This window comes from Chitinophaga rhizophila (assembly GCF_019492185.1).
Classification (GTDB): Bacteria; Bacteroidota; Bacteroidia; order Chitinophagales; family Chitinophagaceae; genus Chitinophaga; species Chitinophaga rhizophila.
Genome location: NZ_JAICCF010000001.1, coordinates 1,274,026 through 1,299,370 on the forward strand (window position 1 = coordinate 1,274,026; position 25,345 = coordinate 1,299,370).

The following is a 25,345-nucleotide window of genomic DNA, read 5'->3' on the forward strand; positions in this document are numbered from 1 at the left end:
AGATAAAGCGTTAGTTATAATAGGTACCACTTATTACCATAGCCAGGCATGATTTAGCCTAAGTACGAAGCCGATTCGAACAAAGGACGAACTAGCGACGGCCAAGACGTGGACTTGATTATACCAGGCGACGGCTAAGCGACGAACTAACGACGGCCAACACGTGGACTTGATTATACCAGGCGACGGCCAAGCGACGAACTAGCGACGGCTAAGACGTGGACTTGATTATACCAGGCGACGGCCAAGCGACGAACTAGCGACGGCCAAGACGTGGACTTGATTATACCAAGCGACGGCCAAGAGACGAACTAGCGACGGCCAAGACGTGGACTTGATTATACCAGGCGACGGCCAAGCGACGAACTAGCGACGGCCAGGCAATATAAAGTAGGAGTATACCAGTGAATGAATCAGGCGCAGCCCGGCCAGGCCTCATTCTTCACCCGCTGCTAGCCGGCCAGTAACCGTACACTTACAACCAATATCGTCCCTGTCAGCAGAAAATAACGTAAATATTATTATATCTCACTACCTGATAAATAGAATCCGGCACTAAAAATGCAGGAGGTAAGCAAATTCTCCGATCACTGAACCAGATCTAATATTTTAAACTGTCAAACCACATGACGCCAGGCATTACTGAACAACAATTCAACAAAATCTTAGACTTTCTTAAAGCTAATGCAGTTACCAACCCCGGATTACTACAGCAAATGGCTGAAAATCTGACTATTGAAATAGAATTGCGTACCAAAAAAGGCGCTGATTTTGACACCGCCTTCCGCGACGCATGCCATGAATGGGAACAACAGAAATCATTGACTATCAACCGTAAAAAAGAGCGCCAATACCCGTACCCTTCATTTATGTCCGCTTCATTCCTGAACAAATTCCTCCTTTTTGCAGTTGCCATCTTACTGGCCGGCATCTACATGCAAATGGATCACCTGCTTATCCGGAAGATAGTTATTCTATCAGGCGCAGGACTCATTGGCTATATATACCTGCCCCTCCTGCTGCTCCATAGTCTCGATGAAGTAGCCGATAAAGCCAGACAAATAACCGGCTTTCTTGTACAGTTTGTATTGCTGCACGCAGGCATCGCCTACATACTAGACTGGCGCATGCATGCTTTCCTCGCCGTACTCGCCTTCCTGACCGGTATAGTATGGCTAATGGTATATGTAATTATACCCTCCCTGAAAACGAAAGAACATTAGTCCTGACACTTGAAAAATTCCAGCATATGAATCCTGCATCAGGCGTTCGTTCTGATAAGGGTACTGAAATCTTTGCCCGATTCTTACACATTCACTACTAACCACTTACCTGTATCCTACATCACTTTTTTCCGGCGGCTACGTCTCCGGCATATATATTGTATTACAATATTTGTATATTCATTTAAGCTAACTGATAGCTATACCAACAACATTACTGTCATGAAACTCTGCCGTTCCCTACCTGTACTGCTTATATGCCTGTCGGCAATTGCTGCCCGTGCACAGGATAACTACTTCAGACCACAACAATTACAGGAACAACCTGACGAATGGGATGAAGCCCGCTGGACTCCCCCTGATCAGGATTCTACCGGACTTCCCGGAGACAATTTCAGTCTGCAGGGTGCATTGACCCTTTTTAAACAGGCTGGCTCTCCTGAAGAATTTGAAAGGCTGCTCAATACCGAAAGCAATAAGGTGAATAACCTGGATCTTAATGGAGATGGTAACATCGACTACCTCCGTGTTATCAATAAAAAACAGCAACAGGTACAACTATTTATCATACAGGCGCTGATATCCAATCAGGAAAGCCAGGATATCGCTGTCATTGAACTGGAAAAGACCGGCGACAATACCGCTGTTATCCAGATTGCCGGTGATGAAGATATCTACGGAGAAACCACCCTGGCAGAACCTGTTGAAGTGGCCGAAAATGTCTATCCTGACGATACTGAAAGGAACTCTTATTTTGCTGAACCTTCATCCCGCATGCACGGCCCCGCTGCCGATATGAATGCGTCAGTCCTGGCTCCGTCACGGGTCATCGTAAATGTGTGGTTCTGGCCTTGTGTGCGCCGGGTATATGCCCCCGCTTATGTTATATGGACCTCTCCCTGGTCATGGGTGAATCCTCCTGTTTGGTGGAGACCTTGGCGTCCGATGCCAGTATATGCCTACAGGCCCGTTTGTCATCAGTACAGATATGGTTATGCCTACGCGCCTGTACGCAGAATCCCGCCAGCACGTAATATGTACTACCCGGTAAGAACTTACTCAGGTTTTGTATATAACCGCAACCGCGTAATTGTTACAGACTATCGTTCTTCAAGAGCTGACCGTGGCCAGTTCCCCGGCAGGTACGATGGTGGCAGATACAACGGCGGCAGATACAGTGACAACAGGTATAATGGCGGCAGATACAACGATGGATTCCGGAATAATAACGGCCGTCCCGGCGATAACCGCCCTGGCAATTACCGGGATAACTCACCGCGTAATAACTGGTCTGGTAATAGAAACAACCCTGCACCACGTCCTGGCAGCCGCGATCCATATTCCGGAGGTGGATATGCGCCTTCCAGAGGAAATGGCAGCTACTCCGGCGGCCCGGTTACAAACTATCCCCGCGGTGGTAGAAACAACAATGGTGCGTTAACGCCTTCCAGAGGTAATAATGTACCGCAAAATGCACCAGGTGGAAGAACCGGTGGCAATAGTAATACTGAGCAGCGTGGCGGAAGAGCAGGCAGGACCAGAAGCCTGTAATGCATTACCGATAAACGAATTTATCCATACAAAAAAAGCCGTCTCATCATCATGAGACGGCTTTACTATTTAGCATGAATAATTACTTATGTCTTCTTAGCCTTACCTAAGCCCACTTTGAAATTGTCCGGCGTACCAGTAACCTTGATATTCATAAAACGTACCTTCCTGTCCTTATCACGATATTCTATCTCATCTACCTGATCCACATCCACGTCTTCCCTCTTCCTGCCAAAGAGTGACTGAAAGCCTACAGAAGTTACCATTTTCATGGGTATACGCATGTAATATTCCATGGACAGATCCAGAGATTGCTTACCGGATATCTCCATAAAGCCCAGCGAAGAGTTGATATTCATGTTAGGTATATTCAGTACACCATTTTTGAGCGTCAGTTTGTTACTCAGTGTATCAAAACGTACCATATTCAGATTCTTATCTTTAAAGTAACCCGCCATTGCCTGCATAGGTGCAAAATTCACCAGACTACCGTCATGGATCTTCACATCAAGTTCTGCTTCACAATTATCAAGAATAGGCGTCAGGTCAGGGTGCATCTGAATGTGACTTCTGATCTGGCCATTGAGGCGTCCTTTCAGGTTTTTGTTGATAACATAATCCTGGCCGAAATGATCAAGTTTCAGCATCAGTTTTTCCAGATCTACTTCAAAGGCCCGGATTCTGCTGCGGAAGAATATCTTTTTCGGATCAGTACCATTAAAATATCCCCGCATACCAATCTGCCCGTCAGCAATTCCCATTCCTAAGGTATCCAGGTACAGATGCTGATTAGTCTGCATACGTACATTAGAAACTACATTCCTCAACCAGAGACGGTGGTATTTGATTCTGCCGATATTCACGGTGGCCCTGAAGTCGATGAAAGGAATTTTGAAGATATTAAAGGATGCTGCGTGAGCGGTATCTTTCACAACGGTACGTGTGGCTGCGGGTGCGGCAACAACCGTTTCTTCATCTTCATTGGCGGTCAGCTTATAATTAGTGAGCTGGTCAAGGTCAAGATTGCGGGAGGTAAACTGCAGGAAGTTCTCCTTTTTACGTTTCACAGTATCCTTGCCCATGTACAGTCGCATACTCACGTCAAAGTCGGTCTTACCGATACGGCCTGTAAGGGTATCGAGTCGCAGGAAGTTGTCAGCGCCCACCTTTACAGTACCTTTTACACTATCTATTTTGATCTTGTGCTCTTTCAGTTCGCCGGAAACGTTAGCTAATTTGATCTTTGCAAATTTGAAAACGGAGTCATACCGCAGGTCGGCTTTGGCGCGTAGCCACAGGCCGGAAGCGACTTCTTTATGATAATCTTTGGATACATAGTTACGGCTGATCGGTCCGAGTACATCTCTCATGGCCAGTCGCTGTGACTTCAGGTCAAATGCGATCTGTGTTTTACCCTTCATGATCTTATCAAACCATAACTGATAATTCAGCACACGACCACTGAAACGGAAATCGCTGCTATCAATCATGCCCCCAAAGTTTCTGAGTAACAGGGCCGTATCGTTAACGTGCAGCTCAGCTCCGAAGTCATGAAAGGCATGGGGATACTCCTTAAAACTGGCAAACAACTTTTCTACCTTAAACTTGCCTTTAGGCAGTGGGTTAGGATGCTGCAATTCTTTAACAGATGTTTCCAAGGCCAGACCTATGTTGAAGTTGTAGATCTCTTCTTTTGCTTTTCTGGCTTTGGCAGTATCATATGATAGCAGCTCCTTCAGGATCATACGTTTGCTGCGCGCGTTAAAGGTAACCTGTACGGGTTTTTCCTGCTTATGAAAGAGTGCAGGCAGGTCACTCAGCGAGCCATTCATCGCAAAGTCTGAGTTACCAAAGTAGAAGGAAAGCGTATCCAGTTTCACATAACCATTCTTCATGTCAGCATGCAGGTTAAGGTTATGGATAATATGCGGATAGTTGGGAATACGGAAGGTCAGGTCGCTGACTCTCAGTTCACTCTGAATACCTTCTTTGAGTTTCCCCATAGAAGCTTCCGGAAGTGTCATATCCACCAGTTCATTAAAATTCATCTTCAAGCTAATATGTCCTGTCAGGCGTTGCAGGTCGGGTATACCAAGGAAAGCTCCTATAAATTCCAGCTGCAGGTCTGAGTCTATCTGCATGACCATCTTAGGATCAGTAAAATCCTTCATGACGAAGTTAGCCTTAAAGACACCTTTCTCCGGGATAGCGCTCATGTTCATCAGGTGCAGTTCTGAGGTTTTCAGGGAATGTTCTGCACCGTTGGTATAGTATCCTTTAAAGCCGAGGGAGTCAATGCGTTTCTTGGCCTGAGGGTTCATTAGCCAGCCGTTTTCGCATCCAAAATTTAGTTTGATTAGTGGCAGTTGCCCGCCAGATACCTTTCCTTTCAGGATACCATCAAAGTAGAGCCTGCCATCATATTTATATTGTTTTACCTGCTCCGCTACAGAAGCGGGTGCGAAAGAGAGCAGTTGTCCGATATCCGGTTTGTCTCCTTTAATCTTAAGATCGATATTATTACCGTTTTTCAGGTCTGCGGTACCCGCCAGGCTGATGCTGAAATCTTCCAGTTTCAGGTTCCCTTTTGAGAGAGTTACAAACTCCCGGGCCTGATCGTAGGTGACAGTAAAATCGGCTTTAAAGTGCTTATTCCGGAAGAGGGTGGTATCGGTCGGAGTAGTATAATCGGCAACCATAGCACCTGTAAAATCAGCAAAGATCTGTTTTCCATCTGCCTTGAATGCTGTCCTGATCTTATCAATATTAGCGTATATATGTTGTCCGCTAGGCTTGTCTGTGAAGTCTATCTCCAGATCTCTGAGGACAATCTTTTTAATATCCAGGTCCAGTGCTGCAGATTCTGCCTCAGCAGTAGCAACGGTATCTTGTTTAATTCTGTTGGCTTCGACGATATTAAGTGTTCCGTTATTATACCTTACCAGATCGAGGTGCCCCTTTTTCAGGAAGATGACCTTAACATGATACTTCTGACTGAGGATGTCGGGCAGGCTGAACCCTACATATAGTCTTTCAACCTGGTACATAGGACGGCCGGTTTTTTGTTTAGTTGCAAAAAAGCGAACGTCTTTAAGGCCGATAGAAATGTAAGGGAAGTTCTGGAAAGGAGAAATATTGCTCCCTCCGATTACCAGTTCACCCGGTAATTGTTTATTTAACTCTTTAATAGCCAGGTTAATTAATCGTTGCTGTTGGGAGTAGAGTACTCCTGCCGCGATGCCAGCTAATATGAGCAGGATAGCAATAGGTATTAATAAGATACGGAGGATCTTCTTTCGCGTCTTGCCAGTCATGGTGTTGAGTCTTATCTTAAGTGATAATGACGACAAAAATAGACAGCACCCCTATAAAATAAAAATAATTTATATGTAGGGTGCTTTTTATCCGACGAATCGGTAAAAAGTACCATAATACAGGGGAATGGTACCATGGATGAGGAAGCAGTTTAGGGTAACTTTGACATAATAAATCACTTTTTTATGTGTGCAGTGAAAACCGAAAAAAAGCCCAATTTACTGGGCAGCATACTAACGAACAGGTGTCCTGCCTGTCGCAGAGGTAAACTTTTTAAATCAGATTCCGCATATAACCTGAAGCACTTTACAGAGATGAATGATCACTGTCAGGTGTGTGGGGAAGACTTTGAAAGGGAAATAGGGTTTTACTATGGTACCGGTTATGTCAGCTATGCCCTGACAGTAGCGTTCAGTGTGGCTACTTTTATAGCCTGGTGGGTGATTATAGGCTTTTCCCTTTATGACAACCGGATGTTCTGGTGGTTAGGCATTAATGCTGTATTACTGTTGATACTTCAGCCGCCTATCATGCGTGTGTCCAGGACAATCTGGCTGGCCTTCTTTGTAAGGTACAGGTCTGACTTCAAGGATACGCATCCATCAGGCGTCTGACACCTACAGTGTTAAGATATTCCGAAGGGCGTAAGGTAAGATTCCGGCAATGGTATCTCCTTACGCCCTTTGCTATTGTTAAGTCTATACATACTGTGTAATAATTACTACGGGGTATACCATCGTCCGTTAGTTGATAAAACCACTATGGCGCTGTGTACAGGGCTTTTCCATTAATTGTATTACGGTATGGTGTTAGTTAGACAGTAGGAAAATTTAACCTTATGTCAAAGACATCATCTACTACCGCAAGAACAACTGTAATAAAGGGTTCCGGTACAGCCCGTAAGGGTGCCGAATCAGCAGCGCAGGATACAGCAGGCGCTTCTGCGCTGACGACAGATACCTCTTTGAAGGATTTTTTCTGTGAAGAGCTGAAAGACATTTATTGGGCAGAAAATCATATTACGATTGCATTGCCGAAGATGATCAAGGCAGCAGGATCTCCAGAATTGCAGACAGCTTTTCAGGATCACCTGGCAGCAACCGCCACTCATATCAGCCGTCTGGAGCAGATTTTCACTATCCTGGGTAAACCGGTGAGAGGTAAAAAATGCGATGCAATAGAAGGTATAGTACTGGAAGGAGAATCTATCATTGCAGATACATTGCCAGGTACTGCTACCAGAGATGTAGGATTAGTGTTCGCTGCACAGAAGGTAGAACATTATGAGATCGCTTCTTACGGCGGACTGGCACAGCTGGCTAAGACATTAGGCCTTCAGGAAGTAGCCTCATTACTTGAAGAAACGCTGGCTGAAGAGAAGGAAACAGACGCCCTGCTGACACAAATAGCAGAGAGCAGCATTAATGGTGAGGCAGCGGCTGAATAGTCGGATACATAGCACTCCATAGCCCTCACACTTATCAGAAACCCAAAAACAAGCTATCATGCCTGGTAAAAAAACGACCTCCAAGTTAACAGAAGAGAATAAAAAGATTGCAGAACTGTCCCCCAATAAAGAAGATAGTAACGGTGAATATATCAACACCAATACCGGCGTCCGGATTAACGATGACCATAACTCATTGAAAGCCGGCGACCGGGGCCCCACGCTGATGGAAGACTTCATCTTCCGCGAAAAGATGACCCACTTTGATCATGAACGTATTCCTGAGCGCGTCGTGCATGCACGCGGCTCCGGAGCACATGGTGTATTCAAAGTTTATGAATCCATGGAGAAATATACAAAAGCAGGTTTCCTGACAGATACCACCAGAGAAACGCCTGTTTTTGTAAGGTTTTCAACTGTGGCTGGCTCCAGAGGATCTACGGATCTTGCACGTGATGTTAGAGGATTTGCCGTGAAATTCTATACTGAAGAGGGCATTTTTGACCTGGTAGGTAATAATATGCCAGTATTCTTCATACAGGATGCTGTCAAATTCCCCGACCTGGTACACGCTGTAAAGCCTGAACCGCACAATGAAATACCACAGGCAGCGTCAGCGCATGACACTTTCTGGGACTTTATTTCACTGATGCCAGAGTCCACCCATATGATTATGTGGCTGATGAGCGACCGCGCGATCCCAAGAAGCTACCGTATGATGGAAGGATTTGGCGTGCATACCTTCCGGTTTGTGAATGCCAGCAATGAATCCTTCTTCGTTAAGTTTCACTGGAAGCCACTGCTCGGTGTTCATGCCGTAGCCTGGGACGAAGCTCAGAAAATATCCGGCAAGGACCCTGATTTCCACCGCCGCGACCTGTGGGAAGCAATTGAATCGGGCAATTTTCCTGAGTGGGAATTAGGGGTACAGATAGTGCCGGAGGCAGATGAGTTCAAGTTTGATTTCGATCTGCTCGATTCAACGAAGATCATTCCTGAAGAGCTGGTTCCCGTTCAACGTATAGGGAAACTTACTTTAAACAGGAACCCCGATAACTTCTTCGCTGAAACTGAGCAGGTAGCATTCCATATAGGCCATGTTGTGCCAGGTATTGATTTTACAAACGATCCGCTGTTGCAGGGCCGCCTTTTCTCTTATACAGATACGCAGCTTATACGTCTCGGCGGACCGAATTTCCAGGAAATACCAATCAATCGTCCTATCATTCCGGTTCATAACAACCAGCGGGACGGTTATATGAGGCAAACCATCAATAGAGGAAGGACCAGTTACAGCCCTAACTCACTGGGTGGAGGATATCCGATACAGAGCAAGGCAGCAGAAGGTGGTTTTACCTCCTACACCGAGAAAATTGATGCAAAGAAGGTAAGAGAAAGAAGCCGCAGTTTCTTCGACCATTATACACAGGCCAAACTGTTCTTTAATAGTCAGTCAACACCTGAGAAACAGCACATGATTGATGCCTTCAGGTTCGAGCTGGGTAAAGTAGAAACAGTAGCAATCAGAGAAAGGATGCTGGGTATTCTGACACAGGTTGACAGGGACCTTACTGCGCAGGTAGCATATGGACTGGGACTGGAAGCACCAGCAGGTCCGGAACAACCAGTAAACCATGGTGTACCGGCTGATGCTGATCAGGCACATTACGAGCCTTTCCCGCCCAAAGACCCGGTACCGGATATTTCACTGGCATTGAGTATGGCTAATACGGTAAAAGATAGTATCAGTACCCGGAAAATTGCTATCCTTGCCGCCGATGGAGCTGATGCAGCATCTATAAATGGTGCAAAGAGTGCATTGGAGGCAGCAGGCGCTGTAGTTGAAATTGTAGCACCTCACCTGGGAGAGATTGTTACCAATGATAAGTCATTAGTTCCAGTGGATAAAAGCTTTTTAACGGCAGCCTCCGTATTCTATGACGCTTTGTATGTAGCCGGCGGAGTTACCAGTGCAGCTACACTGGAAGCTGATGCTGACGCGGTACATTTCCTGAATGAAGCATACAGGCATTGTAAGGCTATTGCGGCACATGCAGAAGGAAAGCAGGTACTGGAAGCCACTTATTTTGCCAACAAACTGCCGGAAGACGATTCAGAGGAATCTGCACTGATGGAAGGCGTTGTCGTTCAGAATGATATTGACAGGTTATCGCAGATATTTATAACAGCAATTGCTCAACACCGGTTCTGGGAGCGTGAGAAACCACGTAGGGTACCGGCTTAATATTCTTTTTGGTTGGATGGCAGCGGGTCCACACACCCGCTGCCTCTCATCTCAGGCTTTTCAACAAAGAAATAGTTAGGTTCTTCAATAAAAATACAATCTGGGGTGTCACAAAAATGGTTACGATACTATGTTGATACTATAAGATTTCTGTTTTAATCAGGCGCAAGGGCGGTTTCCAACTCACCGGCTATACCATGACAGCCATTCCTGCTTTCCCCTTGCCAAATCAGCGAAGCCTACTTATATTTACCGGACAGTAGCGCTTTTCTCTCAATCATCGATTTCTGACTTCTCTTTACTATTACTTCAAAGCGACTGTACCTACAACGATCATTTCCTCTCTAAGGGCTTTCAGCATGATGGTGCAAAATTAATCACCAGTTCAGGTAAAATAAATCCCGGAAAACAGGGGTTTTGTCAGGGAGGGCGACTTCCCTCGCTCCCATTTATAAAAAATATCAAGAATATGTATCTCAAATAATTCTATATTTCGGCTCAGATTTATGCCATGAGAATACCTATACTTATCGTCCTATGTTGTATAACGGTAGCGTTATATGCTCAAAACCAGTCTAAAGACAATCAGAAAAGCACCTCTGCCGATGCCGTTTCTGCTGATCTGTATATCAGGCTGGCAAGGAAATCTCCTATCCGGGACAGTGTGCAGGCACTGAAGTATTTCCAGCAGGCATTACAAATGGAGGAGAAAAATGAGAACCGGCTCGGTATTGCAAAAACGTATCTGGCTATAGGTGCATGGTTTAATGCTATCAGCAACTACAATGAAGCCGAGAAGCACCTGCTAATAGCCAGGGAAAATCTGCTCAGAGATTCCAGCCGTGAGGCCCGTATGCTGTTAGCCAATACCAAAATGACGCTTGCAGTTGTATTAGGGAATAAAGGACAGACCCAGTTACAAACGGAAGAATACCTGCAGACCATTCCTATACTGGAGAAAATGAATGCTATTCCGGAACTTAACGATACCTATCAAAGCCTGGGGGATATCTTTTTTAATAAATCGCAGTTCAAAACGGCTATTACCTATTACTATAAAAGCCTGGGCAACTATACTGACCCTGCTCCTTACTGTCACCTGATTGCCAGCAGGCATCTGAGGCTGGCTAATTCTATGTATCATGTTGACAGTCTGCAGAAAATGGAAACACAGCTGGCCAGCGCCAAAGAAAAACTGGAAAGAACAGGTGTGGACTCTATTAACATTTGGGCAGACTATTATCATCTCCAGGGACGAATGGAGGTTAAACACCAGATGTATAACCGGGCAGCGACCATGTTCTATAGTGGGCTGTCTATCGCCCGCCGTACCAGTTATAATAGCGCAATATGTAATAACCTGTATTCACTGGCAAGGCTGTTTGAGAAGCAGGGGCAATACGACCATGCAATGGTGCTGATGGACGAATATGGGAAATTATCCTATACACTGAAAGACTTCCCTTTTCGTTTAAGAGCGCTGGACCTGATGGCAGAATTGTCGTTTAAACAGCATTATCCCGATGAGGCATACAAGTATCTGCGCCAGTATATTATACTTGCTGACAGCCTGAAAGAACGGCAGGTTACCGAGAAGATACATGAGCTGGAAGCTGAGTATCAATCTTCTGAAAAAGAGAACCGCATCATGCAGTTGCAGCATGAAAATGAGCGTCAGGAGTTTGCGTTGCAGAAGAACCGGCTATTGATCTCACTGATGGTAGTCATCATGTTGTCCTTACTGGTAGTTGCCGCGCTGAGCTATCTTTTCTATAGAAATGGCCGTAAGCTGCTGGAACAACAGCGGCAGCTGCATGAGTTTGAGGTAGAACGTATCCGTCAGGAACACAAGATCTCCCTGCTCTCTGCCATGCTGGAAGGACAGGAGAAAGAGCGTACCAGGCTTGCACGCGACCTGCATGATGGTCTTGGAGGTTTATTATCGGGCATTAAGCTGGAACTATCAACCGTTACCCCTTCTCAGACAACCGTACATAGGCAGGCATTGATACAGAACACCTTGCAGCGACTAGACGGGGCAATGGATGAATTAAGGCGCATTGCGCGTAGTATGATGCCTGAAATTCTAATTAAGTATGGATTGGGAGAGGCAACAGTGGAGTATTGCCGGGGACTGAAGAAAACAGGAACTGACAATATTATCTGTCAGGTATTCAACTTCCAGGTAGCCGATATGGAGCATACACGCCAGGTGGTACTATACCGTATTATGCAGGAATTGGTAAACAATGCTATCAAACATGCAGAGGCCTCACAGATACTGGTATTACTACAGCAAACCGACAATACGCTGTTCCTGACAGTAGAAGATGACGGAAAAGGATTTGATGCCGCAGCAGGTAATAAGCTGAAAGGCGCAGGACTAGCCAATATTGAAGCGAGGGTGGAATTTCTGGGCGGAAAAATAGACGTACAGTCTGAGCCAGGCACAGGAACTGCCATTACTATTGAATGCACAACATCTCTGAACTAGTTAAATAATTGAAAGTATGATTAAAGTAGCTGTGGTAGAAGATCACCCCATTATGGTGGAAGGATTAAAGAATATCCTGCGCAGTGATGCAGGAATACAGGTGTGCGGCGATTATGGAGATGGTAAAAGTGTATTGCAGGCATTGGAAAAAAGCCAGCCAGACGTAATACTCATGGACGTGAACCTGCCGGATACCAGTGGCGTCAACCTTTGCGGAGAGGTAAAAAAGAAATACGAAGATATTAAGGTCATTGCGCTGAGCATACATGACGAGCAACCAGTCATACATAGTATGTTACAGAATGGAGCGAGTGGCTATGTACTTAAAAATGCCTTGGGCAATGAGATTATTCGTGCAATCTATGCCATCATGGATGGAGAGGAATACCTTTGCAGCAGCACCAAAGAAGCATTAAAGAATGCAGACATGGAGCTCCTGAAGGCTATACCCCGTATTACCAGGAGAGAAAAGGAAATATTACAACTGATTGGCAAGGGGCTTACTACCATGCAAATTGCAGATCAGTTATTTATTAGTACACATACAGTGGAAAGTCACCGTAAAAATCTCATGGAGAAATTCGGTGTGAATAATACCACATCTGTAGTAAAGCTGGCGTCTGAGTATAAGTTACTTTAACCGGCCTCCTTTTCTACCAGTGCAAGCCTTGCAGGATCTTTTACCGCAATGCTTTTACCGGATATAGCAATAATGTTATCCTGTATCAGGTCACTCATGATACGGAAGGCCGTTTCATAGGTAGTTCCTGTATAAGATGCAAGGTCTTGCCGGCTCAATGTCATATTAATATAACCTTCTTCATTAGCGCCAAACTTCTTCATCAGGGATAGCAGGGCATGTGCAATGCGTCCTTTAACAGGCATATGCACCAGGTTGCGCATATTCTTCTCGGATTCCTGCAACTCGCTGGCATAGAACATCATGAGTGCCTGCAGGAAGTCATGGTTGACCTTAAGTGTTGCCTGGAAAAAAGCCAGGTCTATAAAACAAACGTTGACTGTCTCGAGGGCAGTTGCAGAGACAGGATAGACCATCTCACTACCTACTCCCCTATGACCGACTATATCGCCTTCTCTGGCAAAACGGACAATGAGTTCCTTCCCTTCGCCCCAGTGCTTGTGTACTTTTACCTTGCCGGTATTGACAAAATAGATACCATTCACCGGATCGCCTTCGCTGAAAAGCAGCTGTCCTTTTTTAATGGTAAAGTTCTGGCGGTGTGCCGCTATTGCTGGTTTCCACGCAGGTATACATAAATTACATAACATACAGGATTGCAAATCGCAACCTTGCTTATCTTTCTTCATTCCTGTCAATTAGTTGCTGCACTGTGCCAGCCATATCCTTCAGGTCCACCACTTTCCCTACCACTATTACTGCCGGATTGGACATGCCGGCGTGTTGTGCTTTAAATACGATGTCTTTAACGGTTCCGATAACGGCTTTTTCCTTGTCAGTAGTACTATTCTGAATAATTGCTACAGGCAGACTGCCTTTACCGTATCCTGCAAATATATCCATAATTGCTTCCAGCTTACTCATTGCCATTAATATTATAACGGTGGCAGTTGACTGTGCGGCCAGGTTAATGTCTGCGGATATTTCTCCCGTCAATGTTGTACCTGTTGTTACCCAGAAGCTTTCGGTTGTCCCTCTGGAAGTAAGAGGTATCATTTGTCCTGCCGGCGCTGCCAGTGCAGAGGAAATACCGGGAATTACCTGTACAGGGATGCCAGCGCCCTTAGCTGCTGCAATTTCTTCGGTAGCCCTGCCGAATACAAAAGAGTCTCCTCCTTTCAGTCTGACCACGTGGCCATGAGATTGTGCATATTCTACTATCAGATAATTGATTTCCTGCTGAGAGAGGGAATGGCAACCATATCGTTTGCCTACGAACCGGACTATAGCCCCGGGTTTTGCATATGACAGCAATGACTCGTTTACCAATGCATCATAAAGAATTACATCTGCCTGACGAATCACGTTGATGGCTTTAAGGGTAATTAGCTCGGGATCTCCGGGACCGGCACCTACTAAGGATAAATATGCCATAAGAAATATATTACGATTAAAATAATATAAGATAAATCATACGAATCACTATAAAATTAAAACCTTTATTGTTAATTTCATGATGCAAATCATAAAAAACGGCATTTTTTATCAACCAAACAGGAAGCTATATATCATATTAGAATATTTATAATATCAAGCCGTTTCATTTTTATTAACTCAATCTTTGCCAATGAAAATTGTAATTATAGGCAATGGCATGGTCAGCTACAAGTTTTGCGAGAAAATAATCGCTAAAATACCAGCCAATACCGCCGAAATCGTAGTTTTCGGAGAAGAACCTCGCCCGGCCTATGACCGTGTGCATTTAAGCGAATTTTTTGCCGGCAAATCGGCTGACGACCTATTATTAGCCTCAGCAGCCTGGTATGCTGCCAACAACATTACCCTCCATTTAGGAGATCCTGTTCAGCAAATAGACCGTTCCAACAAAACGGTTCATTCCTACAGAGGTATTACCGAAGCATATGATTATCTGGTTATTGCAACCGGATCATCTGCTTTCGTGCCTCCTATACCAGGTGTGGACAAAAAGGGCGTCTTTATATACCGGACTATCGAAGATCTTGAATTAATGCAAGATTATGCACCTCGCGCTAAAAGAGGTGTTGTAATAGGCGGTGGATTGCTTGGACTCGAAGCAGCAAAAGCATTATTAGACCTTGGCATCAGCGACACGCATGTAATTGAATTTGCGCCCCGGCTTATGCCCCGTCAGATAGATGAAAATGGCTCCCGCATCCTGGAACAACAGTTGAAACAGTTAGGATTACAGATACATACCAATAAAAACACAAGTGAAGTAACTGGCGATGATACTATGACCGGCCTTCGGTTCGCTGACGAAACCCATCTGGAAGCTGACATGCTGGTAATTTCTGCAGGTATTAAGCCCCGGGATGAACTGGCCAAGCTCAGTGGGCTTGAAACAGGTCACAGGGGTGGCATCATTGTTAACGAACACCTGCAGACCACCGATCCTGAGATATATGCGATAGGCGAATGCGCCTTGCATAATGGCATGATATACGGTCTCGTTGCGCCGGGATATGAAATGGCGGAAGTAGTTGCAACACATATTGCCAATCAGGTCTCCTCCTCTCCCGCTGCCAAAAAAACATTCACCGGCTTTGACATGAGTACCAAGCTGAAACTTATTGGTGTGGATGTAGCAAGCTTTGGAGATCCGTTCGCGCCAGTAGAAACCAGTCGTAGTATTGTTTTTGAAGATACAATGAAAGGTGTCTATAAACGTATCAGTATAACCAATGACGGAAAGCACCTGCTGGGTGGTATCCTTATCGGGGATGCAGATGCATATAATATGCTGCTTCAGACAGCAAAAAACAAAGTAATACTCCCTCCTAATCCGGAAGATGTTTTACTTGGAGCTAGAGGCGGAAGCCAGGACGCGGGTCCTGGCGTATTAGGCCTTCCTGATGACGCTATTATCTGTAGCTGTGAAAGCATCAGCAAAGGCGACATCTGCTCGGCAGTAGAAGCAGGCAATGAAACTTTTGATGCAATCAAAAAATGTACTAAAGCAGCTACCTGCTGCGGAGGTTGCACTCCTATGGTGAAAGATCTGATCACCGGTACAATGAAAGCACAGGGTAAATACATCCGCAATGTGCTTTGTGAACACTTTGCCTATTCACGTCAGGAATTATATGATCTGATCCGTATAAAGAATGTACGCTCTTTTGATGAAGCGCTTGACCACTATGGTGCAGGGGATGGATGTGAAGTCTGCAAGCCTGTTATCGCCTCAATCATGGCTAGCCTCTGGAATGACATGATTCTGGAAAAAGGCAATGATACAGTACAGGACTCAAATGACCGCTTCCTGGCTAATATACAAAAAGGCGGTACTTATTCCGTGGTTCCCCGTATTCCAGGTGGAGAAATCACTCCGGCAAAATTGCTAGTAATAGCCCAGGTGGCCCTCAAGTATAATTTGTATACCAAAATCACGGGCGGCCAACGTATTGACTTGTTTGGTGCCCACCTTGATGACCTTCCGAATATTTGGGAGGAATTAATAGAAGCAGGCTTTGAAAGTGGTCATGCGTACGGTAAGGCATTACGTACTGTGAAAAGTTGCGTAGGCTCTACATGGTGCCGTTTCGGCTTGCATGATAGTGTAAGCTTTGCTATACAAATAGAAGAACGCTACCGTGGCCTGCGTGCACCACATAAACTCAAATCTGCCGTATCAGGTTGTATCCGCGAATGTGCGGAAGCCCAATCAAAAGATTTTGGCATCATTGCTACAGAAAAAGGGTGGAACCTGTATGTGTGTGGCAATGGAGGATCAAAACCGCAACATGCGATCCTGCTGGCTTCAGATCTGGATAGCGAGACATGTATTCGTTATATAGACCGCTTTCTCATGTTCTACATTAAAACTGCTGACCCATTAACCCGTACTGCTACCTGGCTGAACAAACTGGAAGGGGGTATCACTTACCTGAAAAATGTAGTAATAAACGATAGCCTGGGTATTGCAGTAGAACTGGAAAAAGAGATGCAACAGCTTGTTGATAGATATAAATGCGAATGGAAAGAAGTTGTTGAAAACCCTGAATTACGCAAGCGCTTCAGTCACTTCATCAATGCACCCGGTACAAAAGATCCTACTGTCAGATTTGATAGTTTGAGAGATCAGAAGAAAGCCGCTGAATGGAAATAATTACTTCAACCAAAATTATAACTTATGTCCATCGCCATTAGTCAAGATACAACAACCGTATGGTTTTATGCCTGTAACGTAAATGATGTTCCGCAAAACGGCGGCGTATGTGTTAAATACGACGAAGTACAAATAGCCCTGTTTCGTTTTGCACGGCGTGAAGCCTGGTATGCTACACAGAATCTATGCCCTCACCGCCAGCAAATGGCGCTTAGCCGTGGGATGACAGGTACACACAACGGCGAACCCAAAATAGCATGTCCCTTTCACAAAAAAACATTCTCCTTAGAAGACGGCCGTTGTATTTCTGATGATACAGAATGTTCCCTGACTACCTATCCTGTTAAAGTTGAAGGAGACAAGGTATATATAGGGATTGCACAGGAAGCATAATAACAGCAGAGAGAGCGGGAATACTCTATTGCTCACATTATCAACCTGAATGCATGATACGACTATTCTCAGCAGGCACTTGCTGCTTGCTATGCATGCTTATTTTTTGTCCTTCTCTTAAGGCGCAATTTACACTGGGAGCTCAGCTCCGAACGCGTACTGAGCTGAGGGACGGACAGGCAGCTCCGCTACCCAAAGGCGCTTCCCCGGCTTTTTTCACATCACAGCGTACCCGTTTGTCTGCTGGCTTTAGCGGTTATCGCTTTAAATTAGGTGCCACATTACAGGACGTCAGAGTATGGGGACAGGACGCATCGACCATTAACAAAACTACCACACAAGACAATAACAGCCTGCTATTGCATGAAGCCTGGGCAGAAATCATGCTGCTGGACACCACCATAAAGAGTAGAACGCTTAATCTGAAGATTGGCCGACAGGAATTGATATACGATGATAGCCGGCTGCTAGGAAACCTGGAATGGTTGCAGCAAGGCAGAAGACATGATGCCCTTCTCCTCAAATATGAAAGCGGATCTTACTCCCTACATGTTGGCGCTGCATTTAATCAGAACAGGGAAAACTCAGCTGGTACAGTATACAATCCGACACCCCCAGGTAACTATGCTGCTAACACTAATGGAAGTGCAATGTATAAAAGTATGGAATACTTCTATGCCGGCAGGAAACTGGGATATGGTCATATGTCTTTCTTATTCCTGTCAGACCAGTTCTCCCGGTTTCACCCCGATAGCACAGGGGGCAAAATTTGGGATAAGGGCGTTCATACTCGCCTGACAACAGGACTCTATTATGCTAATACATTTGATAAACTCACGCTGACCGCTGCAGGGTACTACCAATTCGGCAAAAATGCCAATGCACAGCAACTAAGTGCAGCGCTACTCTCCGGAGCGTTCCAATACCAACTTTGTCACTCGTTCAGTGCCGGTCTTGGTGCAGACTATACCACAGGTGGACTTGCCAGTGATGGTACAAGCCACGCATTTGACCCCTTGTACGGTACGCCGCATAAATTCTGGGGCTATATGGACTACTTCTATGTAGCAAGCAGCTTCGGAAACAGAGGGCTACAGGATTATTACCTGAAGACTAGATATAAACCCGGGAAAAAGTTCCAGCTGACTGCCGACCTGCATCAATTCTATAGCGCCAGCAGCATCCCAGATAACCTGAGTAGCAAATTTGGTACTGAAGCGGATCTGGTCGCCTCTTATCCACTAACCAAAGTAATAAGCTTTGAAGCGGGTTACAGTCACTTCTGGAGCACTGCTTCGCTTTCATCAGCAGGAGTAAAAAATGTAGCAAACGCGCAAAGCAACAATAACTGGGCATATGTAATGATTAATATCAGACCGGAAATGGTATTTAAGAACTAAGGCTAATTGTCATTCACTCAACATCAACTAAGTCTAAAAATGAACACTCAACCTCTTAATAAATTACCGCTTTTCTCTATCGATTCTGTGCATATGCGCACTTTCCATACTACATGGCTGATGTTTTTCGTCTGTTTCTTTGGATGGTTTGGCCTTGCACCACTGATGCCAACCATCAGAGAAGACCTTGATCTGACCAAAGCACAGGTAGGTAATATCATTATTGCATCTGTATCTAGCACTATTATCGCGAGACTGATCATTGGCAAGTTATGCGATACCTGGGGACCAAGAAAAACAGCGGTGCGATTGCTAATTGCAGGCTCAATACCTGTATTCCTGGTGGGACTTTCTAAAGATTATACTTCCTTTCTAATGTTCAGGCTTGCAATTGGTGTGATAGGAGCTTCCTTCGTAGTCACACAGTTTCATACCTCTATGATGTTTGCCGCTAATATCAAAGGCACTGCAAACGCTATTACCGGCGGATGGGGTAACCTGGGCGGTGGAGTTACTAACATGTTGATGCCGCTTATCTTTGCAGCAATTGTCGGCTTCGGATATACAAAACAGGAAGCATGGCGCTTTGCCATGATCGTACCAGGTATCATGATGCTTATAGTAGCATGGATGTATGCCAGATTTACAAAAGACACCCCTGCCGGAAACTTTGATGAAATTAACCGTGTAACCGATAAAGCTAAAAGTAAAACCGACTGGACAATATTAACGGACTGGCGCATATGGGCGCTTACTTTGGCCTACGGTATGTGTTTCGGTATGGAGATTACGTTTGACAATGTTGCCTCATTACATTTTGTTGATACATTTCACCTCTCACAAAGCAGTGCAGGTTTCTGGGCTGGCATCTTTGGCTTTATGAACATTTTTGCCAGAGCATTAGGTGGTATTGTGTCAGATAAAGTAGGCGCTAAATCAGGTATGCGCGGAAAAGGTATTTTACTTGCCTGCGTATTGTTATTAGAAGGTATTGGCCTACTGCTGTTCGCGCAAGCAGGCTCCCTTGCACTCGCGATTATCTCAATGCTCACCTTCGCATTATTCCTGAAAATGGCGAATGGAGCCACCTACGGCATTGTGCCATTCATTAATGAAAAAAATGTCGGACTGGTAAGTGGCATTGTAGGAGCTGGTGGCAACCTGGGGGGCATGCTGTTTGGCTTCCTCTTCAAATCTGAATCAATTACCTATGTAGACGCTTTTAGCTATATAGGCTACATCGTAATTGCTGTATCAGTTATCGTCTTGCTGACAAGATTCATCAAAAAACCAGCTACTGAAACCGCTACTACTACCGCGGGCGCAGTAGCATTTGCAGATTAATCATGACAGGTAATCATCAACACAATAAACTTCCTGCGGGTAGCTACCGTAGTACCTGTTGCTATTGCGGCGTGGGTTGCGGTATCATTGTAAACAGGGACAGACAGGGCAAAATAAGTGTAGAGGGGGACAAAGATCACCCGGTAAATAAAGGCATGCTTTGTTCTAAAGGCATGAATCTTCACTATACCGTAATGGATACATCAGACAGGTTATATTACCCTGAAATGCGCTATAACAAGCATTTACCTAGACATCGTGTCTCCTGGGACCAGGCACTTGACCGAACAGCTGCAGTGTTCAAACAAATGATCGCCCAGTACGGTCCAGACTCTGTTGCTTTCTATGCATCCGGCCAATGCCTCACGGAAGAGTATTATGTGGTGAACAAACTGATCAAAGGCTTCATTGGTAGCAACAACATAGACACCAACTCACGTTTGTGTATGAGCAGTGCAGTAGCTGCCTATAAAATGTCTTTGGGTGAGGATAGTGTTCCAGGCAACTATGATGACATTGAACAAACGGATTGCATATTTGTGGCTGGAGCAAATCCTGCATGGTGCCATCCCATATTATGGCGCAGGATTGAAGCTGCAAAAGCGAAGAATCCCGCCCTAAAAATTATTGTCAGCGATCCCCGTGTTACGCAAAGCTGCGCTATTGCTGACGTCCATCTACAACTAATGCCTGGTACAGACATCGTACTGCACCATGCAATTGGCAGAATACTTATTGAAACGGGACGTACTGATCAGCACTTCCTCCAAGAGCATACCGAAGGCTTTGCTAAATACCGTGATACTGTCATGCAACGCAGTATATCCAGCGCAGCTGCTATATGTGGTATTGAAGAAGAAAAGATATACTCGGCCGCAACGATGTTGGGCAATGCCGGCACATTTATGACCATGTGGACGATGGGATTAAATCAAAGCTCAGTAGGTGTCAATAAGAATCTAAGTCTGATTAACCTTAATCTCATCACCGGTAAAATCGGCAAACCAGGTTGCGGACCATTCTCGCTCACCGGTCAGCCAAATGCAATGGGAGGAAGAGAGGTAGGTGGATTATCAAATATGCTTCCTGCACACCGTGTACTGGATAATCCTGCGCATCGCAAGGAAGTTGAAAATTTCTGGGGAGGAACTGCCCTTTCTGACAAACCAGGACTGACTGCCACTGAGATGTTTGAGGCACTAAATGATGGTAGACTGAAAGCGATCTGGATCATGTGCACTAATCCATTAGTAAGTTTACCAGACGCTCGCATGGCTGAAGCTGCATTGCAAAAGGCCAAGTTTGTAGTTGTGCAGGAAATATCATCCAGACCAGAAACACTGCGTTATGCAGATGTTGTTTTACCTGCTGCGGCATGGACCGAGAAAGAAGGCACTATGACCAATGCAGAGAGGCGTATTACCTATCTGCAAAAGGTAAATGATGCGCCAGGCGAAGCATTGCCGGATGCCGAGATAATCTGCCGGTTTGCACGAAAGATGGGGTTCCATGGCTTTGATTTTGAACAGCCAGCAGACATTTACGCTGAGCATACCCAACTCACCGCAGGTACTAATATCGATATCACCGGTGTGAACTATAAGATACTCAAAGAAAGACGATCCTTACAATGGCCTTACCCTGTCGGTACAACTGGACCGGGTACTCCCAGGCTATTTACTGATCATAAGTTCTATACATCATCCACCAAAGCAATTATACACACATTCTCAGATGATAACCGATCCGTACGGCCTGATCCTGCATTTTCACTAATACTTACCACAGGTAGAATACGCGACCAATGGCATACAATGACCAAAACAGGCAAGGTCAGTAAACTAAAGCAACACATTCCAGCGCCATTACTTGAAATACATCCAGAGGACGCAGAACAACGACAAATCAGAGACAGCGATATTGTTGAAGTATCCAGTGCTAATGGTGTCGTGAGGGTAAAGGCGCGACTAACCACCTCCATTAAAAAGGGTGTAGTTTTTCTTCCCATGCATTGGGGCAGGATATTGGACAATGACCTAAGCAGAGCAAATAACCTGACAAACAGGCTTGTTGATAAAATATCAAAGCAGCCCGACCTGAAATATACTACGGTGCAAGTACAATCTTATAAGAAAGGTTTACAACGCATTATCATAATTGGAGCCGGTGCTGGCGCATGTGGCTTTGTAAAATCGTACCGGGCAATAAATCAAACTGATCCAATTACTGTCTTTAGCAAGGAAGACCTCCCCTTTTACAACAGGGTTATGTTACCTGACTATATCAGTGGTACCCAGCAGTGGGAACAACTGGTAAAAATGACCGACGATGAAGAGTCGTCGTTTGACATCACCTTACACAGGGGAACCAGTATCGATAAAATAGATAGAGAACAAAAAACTGTGACGGACTGTAAGGGTCGTACACATGCCTATGACATATTAATATTGGGTATGGGCAGTCGTGCAGCAACGCTCAAAGATACTCCTCCGCTGGAAGGGCTCTTTACCATGCGTAATCGTAGGGATGCTGATGCATTCATCCGGCATATTGACCCGGCAGCTGGAAAAGTGATTATTGTGGGAGGTGGACTGCTGGGTATTGAATTAGCTGCTTCACTAAGAGAAATGGATATAGAAGTAGGGGTTTTACAACGCACTTCTAAACTGATGGACCGACAGCTGGATGCCCTCGGCAGCCAGCTGTTATTTGAAGAGCTCACTGATCGCGGCATTGAAATTATGTACAACGATGAAATAGAACGGTTTACGGGCCTTACTAAAATCGATGGTGTACGCCTCAAAAGCGGCCGCCATGTAAAGTGTCAGGCCGTGGTAATGTCAATCGGTACAGTTCCTAATATAGAATTGGCTAAAGCAGCGTCTTTAGTGTGCAAACGCGGAGTGATCGTTAATGAGTATCTGCAAACCAGCGACTCATCTATTTATGCTATTGGCGAAATTGCCGAATTTAACAGCATTTTATATGGTATTACAGCAGCTGCCGAACAACAGGCTGCGATCGTCGCCCGCCATCTTTCAGGAGATCTGAGTGGTTATTATCAGGGATCATTGTTTATGAATATATTAAAAATGCATGGTACAGAGCTTTGCTCGTTGGGAATGATTGAGACGCCTGAAGACCCTTCGTATGAGGAAGTTGTCTTCATCGACAAATCTAAACGCTATTACAAAAAGTGTGTTATCCACAATGACCGGCTCGTTGGTGCAATATTGATAGGCGACAAGTCGGAGTTCCTTGAATTTAAGGACCTTATCGCCAACAAAATTGAATTATCAGAAAAAAGACTGGAACTATTACGGTCCGGAAAGAAAGCAGCACCTGTGCTTGGTAAACTGGTATGCAGTTGTGGCAGTGTCGGGGAAGGAAATATCTGCGAGAAGATAAAAGAAGGTTTCCAGACTTTAGAAAACCTTTGCCAGGCTTCAGGTGCAGGCCTCGGTTGTGGCAGCTGCAGACCGGAAATCAAAGCGTTACTAGAAAAAGAAACGCTAATCGAAAGGAAGGAGGAATCAATATTTATCATGCAAGCAGTTTAATCATGAGCAGATATACACAGACTGTCAGTATTAATTTTACAGGAGGTATTATCTCACCCGGCCATTTGCTGACTATACTTGATATTACAGTAGCAGCACGGGTAAGTAAAGTTCAGTTTGGACTTCGGCAGCAATTGCTCATTGAGGTACCTGGCAAATACTATGATCAGTTTGAAGCAGCCTGTAGACGTGAACAAATCCCCTTTTACGCACACGGCATTGCACCAAACATCACCAGCTCCTACCCTGCGGCTGGTATATTTATTAATGACGGTTGGCTGACAGAAGGTATTTATAAAGACATCTTCGCCTTATTTGATTACATCCCTGGAATGAAAGTTAATATCTGCGACAACAGACAGACATTCACCCCCTTCTTTTCAGGACATATTAACTGGATAGCAGCAGGCCCTGCACACTACTGGTATTTATTCATACGATTTCCCAAAAGTAGCCGCCTGTTTGCATGGCCGGATCTTATCTATACAAATCATATTGCACAAGTCAGCCAATGTGTAGAAGCCTTATTAGCCGCAACGCCCGACATCGATAATGAAAGGCTTTATGCAGCAGTAATAGCGCAACTGGAATACACCAGCAAGCCCGTAACAACAGAACTGGAGCTTCCTATGTTCCATCTCCCTTATTATGAAGGATTTAACCGGCATGAGAATCACTATTGGCTTGGTATCTATAGACGTGATCAGGAATTTTCTGTGGCCTTCCTGCGTAATCTCTGTAATATTTGCCTGGAAACAAAAACCGGACAGATATATGCAACTTCCTGGAAGTCGCTGATCATTAAGAACATCGCGCCTGAACACAGGCGTTTGTGGGACTATGTACTGGGTAAATATGGGATAAACGTTCGTCATGCAGCAAATGAACTGAACTGGTATGTGGAAGATAACAGTGAGGATGCATTGATTATCAAGCGACATATTATCAGACACTTTGATAATGCGGATGTTAGAACCTATGGGCTATGTTTCAGTATCCGCATCAATCCTGGTAATAATTGCTTTGGTTCTATTATTATAAGCAAACAGGAGGACAAGTTCAAGAGCAGGCTAAAAGGACATCATCGTTACGATATTAGCTATACCCAGGATTTCAACCCCAATTCCGGTACACTGCTAGTCTACCGGGCAGGTGTCGCAAAAGAGCACCTTGGCCCATACATTACCTCCCTATGCAGGGAATTTTACGAGAATAGCGCCTTAACCGATCCACTAATAACCTATGTTGCTGGCCAGCAAACTGTTACTGCAGCCAAGCCTGTTGAGAAAATTGTACATCAATGTGTGCGGTGTCTTACGATTTACGACGAAACTGTTGGGGATCCAGATCAGGCAATTGCGCCAGGGACAACATTCGAGCAGCTCCCTGACACCTATCTTTGCTCATTATGCGATGCACCGCTCTACAATTTCGCTATGGTTCCTGCAACATCACTGGGATGGCTGGGCGGCGGGCAGGATTAACATTATATTTGCATTTTTCGCATATGCACTACAGCAGGTAATTACAGTGAAAATTGAGGAGATATTATCATAAAAAGACGTTATGCAACTACTAAAACCTTA

At 45.0% G+C, this 25,345-nt stretch carries 16 protein-coding genes; 13 read left to right on the forward strand and 3 right to left on the reverse strand.

Features of this window, described 5'->3' with window-relative positions:
* Positions 1–626: 626 nt before the first annotated feature.
* Entirely contained in the window at positions 627–1,223 is a 597-nt protein-coding gene (locus tag K1Y79_RS04730) for a hypothetical protein (RefSeq protein WP_220248846.1), read from the forward strand.
* A gap of 222 nt (positions 1,224–1,445) precedes the next feature.
* Positions 1,446–2,774, forward strand: a complete 1,329-nt coding sequence (locus K1Y79_RS04735) for a hypothetical protein (protein WP_220248847.1) — start codon at positions 1,446–1,448, stop codon at positions 2,772–2,774.
* 86 nt (positions 2,775–2,860) lie between these two features.
* On the opposite strand, the gene K1Y79_RS04740 is transcribed toward K1Y79_RS04735, so the two are convergent.
* On the reverse strand, positions 2,861–6,088 hold the full coding sequence (locus tag K1Y79_RS04740) for an AsmA family protein (RefSeq protein ID WP_220248848.1): 3,228 nt from the start codon (positions 6,086–6,088) through the stop codon (positions 2,861–2,863).
* A gap of 186 nt (positions 6,089–6,274) precedes the next feature.
* Here K1Y79_RS04740 and K1Y79_RS04745 point away from each other — a divergent pair, with 186 nt between their 5' ends.
* The 5 genes from K1Y79_RS04745 (at position 6,275) to K1Y79_RS04765 (ending at position 12,915) form a co-directional block, all read left to right on the forward strand.
* Positions 6,275–6,703, forward strand: a complete 429-nt coding sequence (locus tag K1Y79_RS04745) for a DUF983 domain-containing protein (protein WP_220248849.1) — start codon at positions 6,275–6,277, stop codon at positions 6,701–6,703.
* A 224-nt stretch (positions 6,704–6,927) separates the two neighbouring features.
* Positions 6,928–7,536 carry a YciE/YciF ferroxidase family protein gene (locus tag K1Y79_RS04750; protein ID WP_220248850.1) on the forward strand — a complete coding sequence of 203 codons (609 nt, stop codon included), beginning with the start codon at positions 6,928–6,930 and terminating at the stop codon, positions 7,534–7,536.
* A gap of 58 nt (positions 7,537–7,594) precedes the next feature.
* The gene (locus K1Y79_RS04755) at positions 7,595–9,781 is read left to right on the forward strand and encodes a catalase (RefSeq protein WP_220248851.1); all 2,187 of its coding nucleotides are present in this window, start codon (positions 7,595–7,597) and stop codon (positions 9,779–9,781) included.
* Between the two features lie 511 nt (positions 9,782–10,292).
* The gene (locus tag K1Y79_RS04760) at positions 10,293–12,275 is read left to right on the forward strand and encodes a tetratricopeptide repeat-containing sensor histidine kinase (RefSeq protein WP_220248852.1); all 1,983 of its coding nucleotides are present in this window, start codon (positions 10,293–10,295) and stop codon (positions 12,273–12,275) included.
* A gap of 16 nt (positions 12,276–12,291) precedes the next feature.
* A complete protein-coding gene (locus K1Y79_RS04765) occupies positions 12,292–12,915 on the forward strand; it encodes a response regulator transcription factor (protein WP_220248853.1) in 624 nt (207 codons plus the stop codon).
* On the opposite strand, the gene K1Y79_RS04770 is transcribed toward K1Y79_RS04765, so the two are convergent.
* Both K1Y79_RS04770 and cobA read right to left on the reverse strand, forming a co-directional pair.
* Positions 12,912–13,604 carry a Crp/Fnr family transcriptional regulator gene (locus K1Y79_RS04770; protein WP_220248854.1) on the reverse strand — a complete coding sequence of 231 codons (693 nt, stop codon included), beginning with the start codon at positions 13,602–13,604 and terminating at the stop codon, positions 12,912–12,914. The genes K1Y79_RS04765 and K1Y79_RS04770 overlap by 4 nt on opposite strands.
* Complete coding sequence (cobA, locus tag K1Y79_RS04775) at positions 13,591–14,349, reverse strand: uroporphyrinogen-III C-methyltransferase (protein WP_220248855.1); 759 nt, start codon at positions 14,347–14,349, stop codon at positions 13,591–13,593. The genes K1Y79_RS04770 and cobA overlap by 14 nt, the downstream gene beginning before the upstream one ends.
* A gap of 193 nt (positions 14,350–14,542) precedes the next feature.
* On the opposite strand from cobA, the gene nirB reads away from it, so the two are divergent.
* Genes nirB through K1Y79_RS04805 form a run of 6 tightly spaced genes read left to right on the forward strand, consistent with a single transcriptional unit; the run spans position 14,543 to position 25,243 of the window.
* Positions 14,543–17,062 (forward strand): nitrite reductase large subunit NirB, encoded by a 2,520-nt coding sequence (gene nirB, locus K1Y79_RS04780; RefSeq protein ID WP_220248856.1) that lies wholly within the window; start codon positions 14,543–14,545, stop codon positions 17,060–17,062.
* A 24-nt stretch (positions 17,063–17,086) separates the two neighbouring features.
* Positions 17,087–17,455, forward strand: coding sequence for a nitrite reductase small subunit NirD (gene nirD, locus K1Y79_RS04785; protein WP_220248857.1), 369 nt, complete (start codon positions 17,087–17,089; stop codon positions 17,453–17,455).
* A gap of 53 nt (positions 17,456–17,508) precedes the next feature.
* Positions 17,509–18,855, forward strand: coding sequence for an alginate export family protein (locus K1Y79_RS04790; protein WP_236059491.1), 1,347 nt, complete (start codon positions 17,509–17,511; stop codon positions 18,853–18,855).
* Between the two features lie 39 nt (positions 18,856–18,894).
* A complete protein-coding gene (locus tag K1Y79_RS04795) occupies positions 18,895–20,199 on the forward strand; it encodes a NarK family nitrate/nitrite MFS transporter (RefSeq protein ID WP_220248858.1) in 1,305 nt (434 codons plus the stop codon).
* Positions 20,200–20,201: 2 nt separating this feature from the next.
* Positions 20,202–23,759, forward strand: coding sequence for a nitrate reductase (locus K1Y79_RS04800; RefSeq protein ID WP_220248859.1), 3,558 nt, complete (start codon positions 20,202–20,204; stop codon positions 23,757–23,759).
* 2 nt (positions 23,760–23,761) lie between these two features.
* Entirely contained in the window at positions 23,762–25,243 is a 1,482-nt protein-coding gene (locus tag K1Y79_RS04805) for a rubredoxin (protein WP_220248860.1), read from the forward strand.
* Positions 25,244–25,345 lie beyond the last annotated feature (102 nt).

Bases quoted from the DNA above. Each gene is read 5' to 3' on its own strand.
- K1Y79_RS04735 (WP_220248847.1), top strand. From the start codon at position 1,446: ATGAAACTCTGCCGTTCCCTACCTGTACTGCTTATATGCCTGTCGGCA.
- K1Y79_RS04750 (WP_220248850.1), top strand. From the start codon at position 6,928: ATGTCAAAGACATCATCTACTACCGCAAGAACAACTGTAATAAAGGGT.
- K1Y79_RS04740 (WP_220248848.1), bottom strand. From the start codon at position 6,088: ATGACTGGCAAGACGCGAAAGAAGATCCTCCGTATCTTATTAATACCT.
- cobA (WP_220248855.1), bottom strand. From the start codon at position 14,349: ATGGCATATTTATCCTTAGTAGGTGCCGGTCCCGGAGATCCCGAGCTA.
- K1Y79_RS04755 (WP_220248851.1), top strand. From the start codon at position 7,595: ATGCCTGGTAAAAAAACGACCTCCAAGTTAACAGAAGAGAATAAAAAG.
- nirB (WP_220248856.1), top strand. From the start codon at position 14,543: ATGAAAATTGTAATTATAGGCAATGGCATGGTCAGCTACAAGTTTTGC.
- K1Y79_RS04765 (WP_220248853.1), top strand. From the start codon at position 12,292: ATGATTAAAGTAGCTGTGGTAGAAGATCACCCCATTATGGTGGAAGGA.
- K1Y79_RS04770 (WP_220248854.1), bottom strand. From the start codon at position 13,604: ATGAAGAAAGATAAGCAAGGTTGCGATTTGCAATCCTGTATGTTATGT.
- K1Y79_RS04760 (WP_220248852.1), top strand. From the start codon at position 10,293: ATGAGAATACCTATACTTATCGTCCTATGTTGTATAACGGTAGCGTTA.
- K1Y79_RS04790 (WP_236059491.1), top strand. From the start codon at position 17,509: ATGATACGACTATTCTCAGCAGGCACTTGCTGCTTGCTATGCATGCTT.
- K1Y79_RS04745 (WP_220248849.1), top strand. From the start codon at position 6,275: ATGTGTGCAGTGAAAACCGAAAAAAAGCCCAATTTACTGGGCAGCATA.
- K1Y79_RS04730 (WP_220248846.1), top strand. From the start codon at position 627: ATGACGCCAGGCATTACTGAACAACAATTCAACAAAATCTTAGACTTT.
- K1Y79_RS04800 (WP_220248859.1), top strand. From the start codon at position 20,202: ATGACAGGTAATCATCAACACAATAAACTTCCTGCGGGTAGCTACCGT.
- K1Y79_RS04805 (WP_220248860.1), top strand. From the start codon at position 23,762: ATGAGCAGATATACACAGACTGTCAGTATTAATTTTACAGGAGGTATT.
- K1Y79_RS04795 (WP_220248858.1), top strand. From the start codon at position 18,895: ATGAACACTCAACCTCTTAATAAATTACCGCTTTTCTCTATCGATTCT.
- nirD (WP_220248857.1), top strand. From the start codon at position 17,087: ATGTCCATCGCCATTAGTCAAGATACAACAACCGTATGGTTTTATGCC.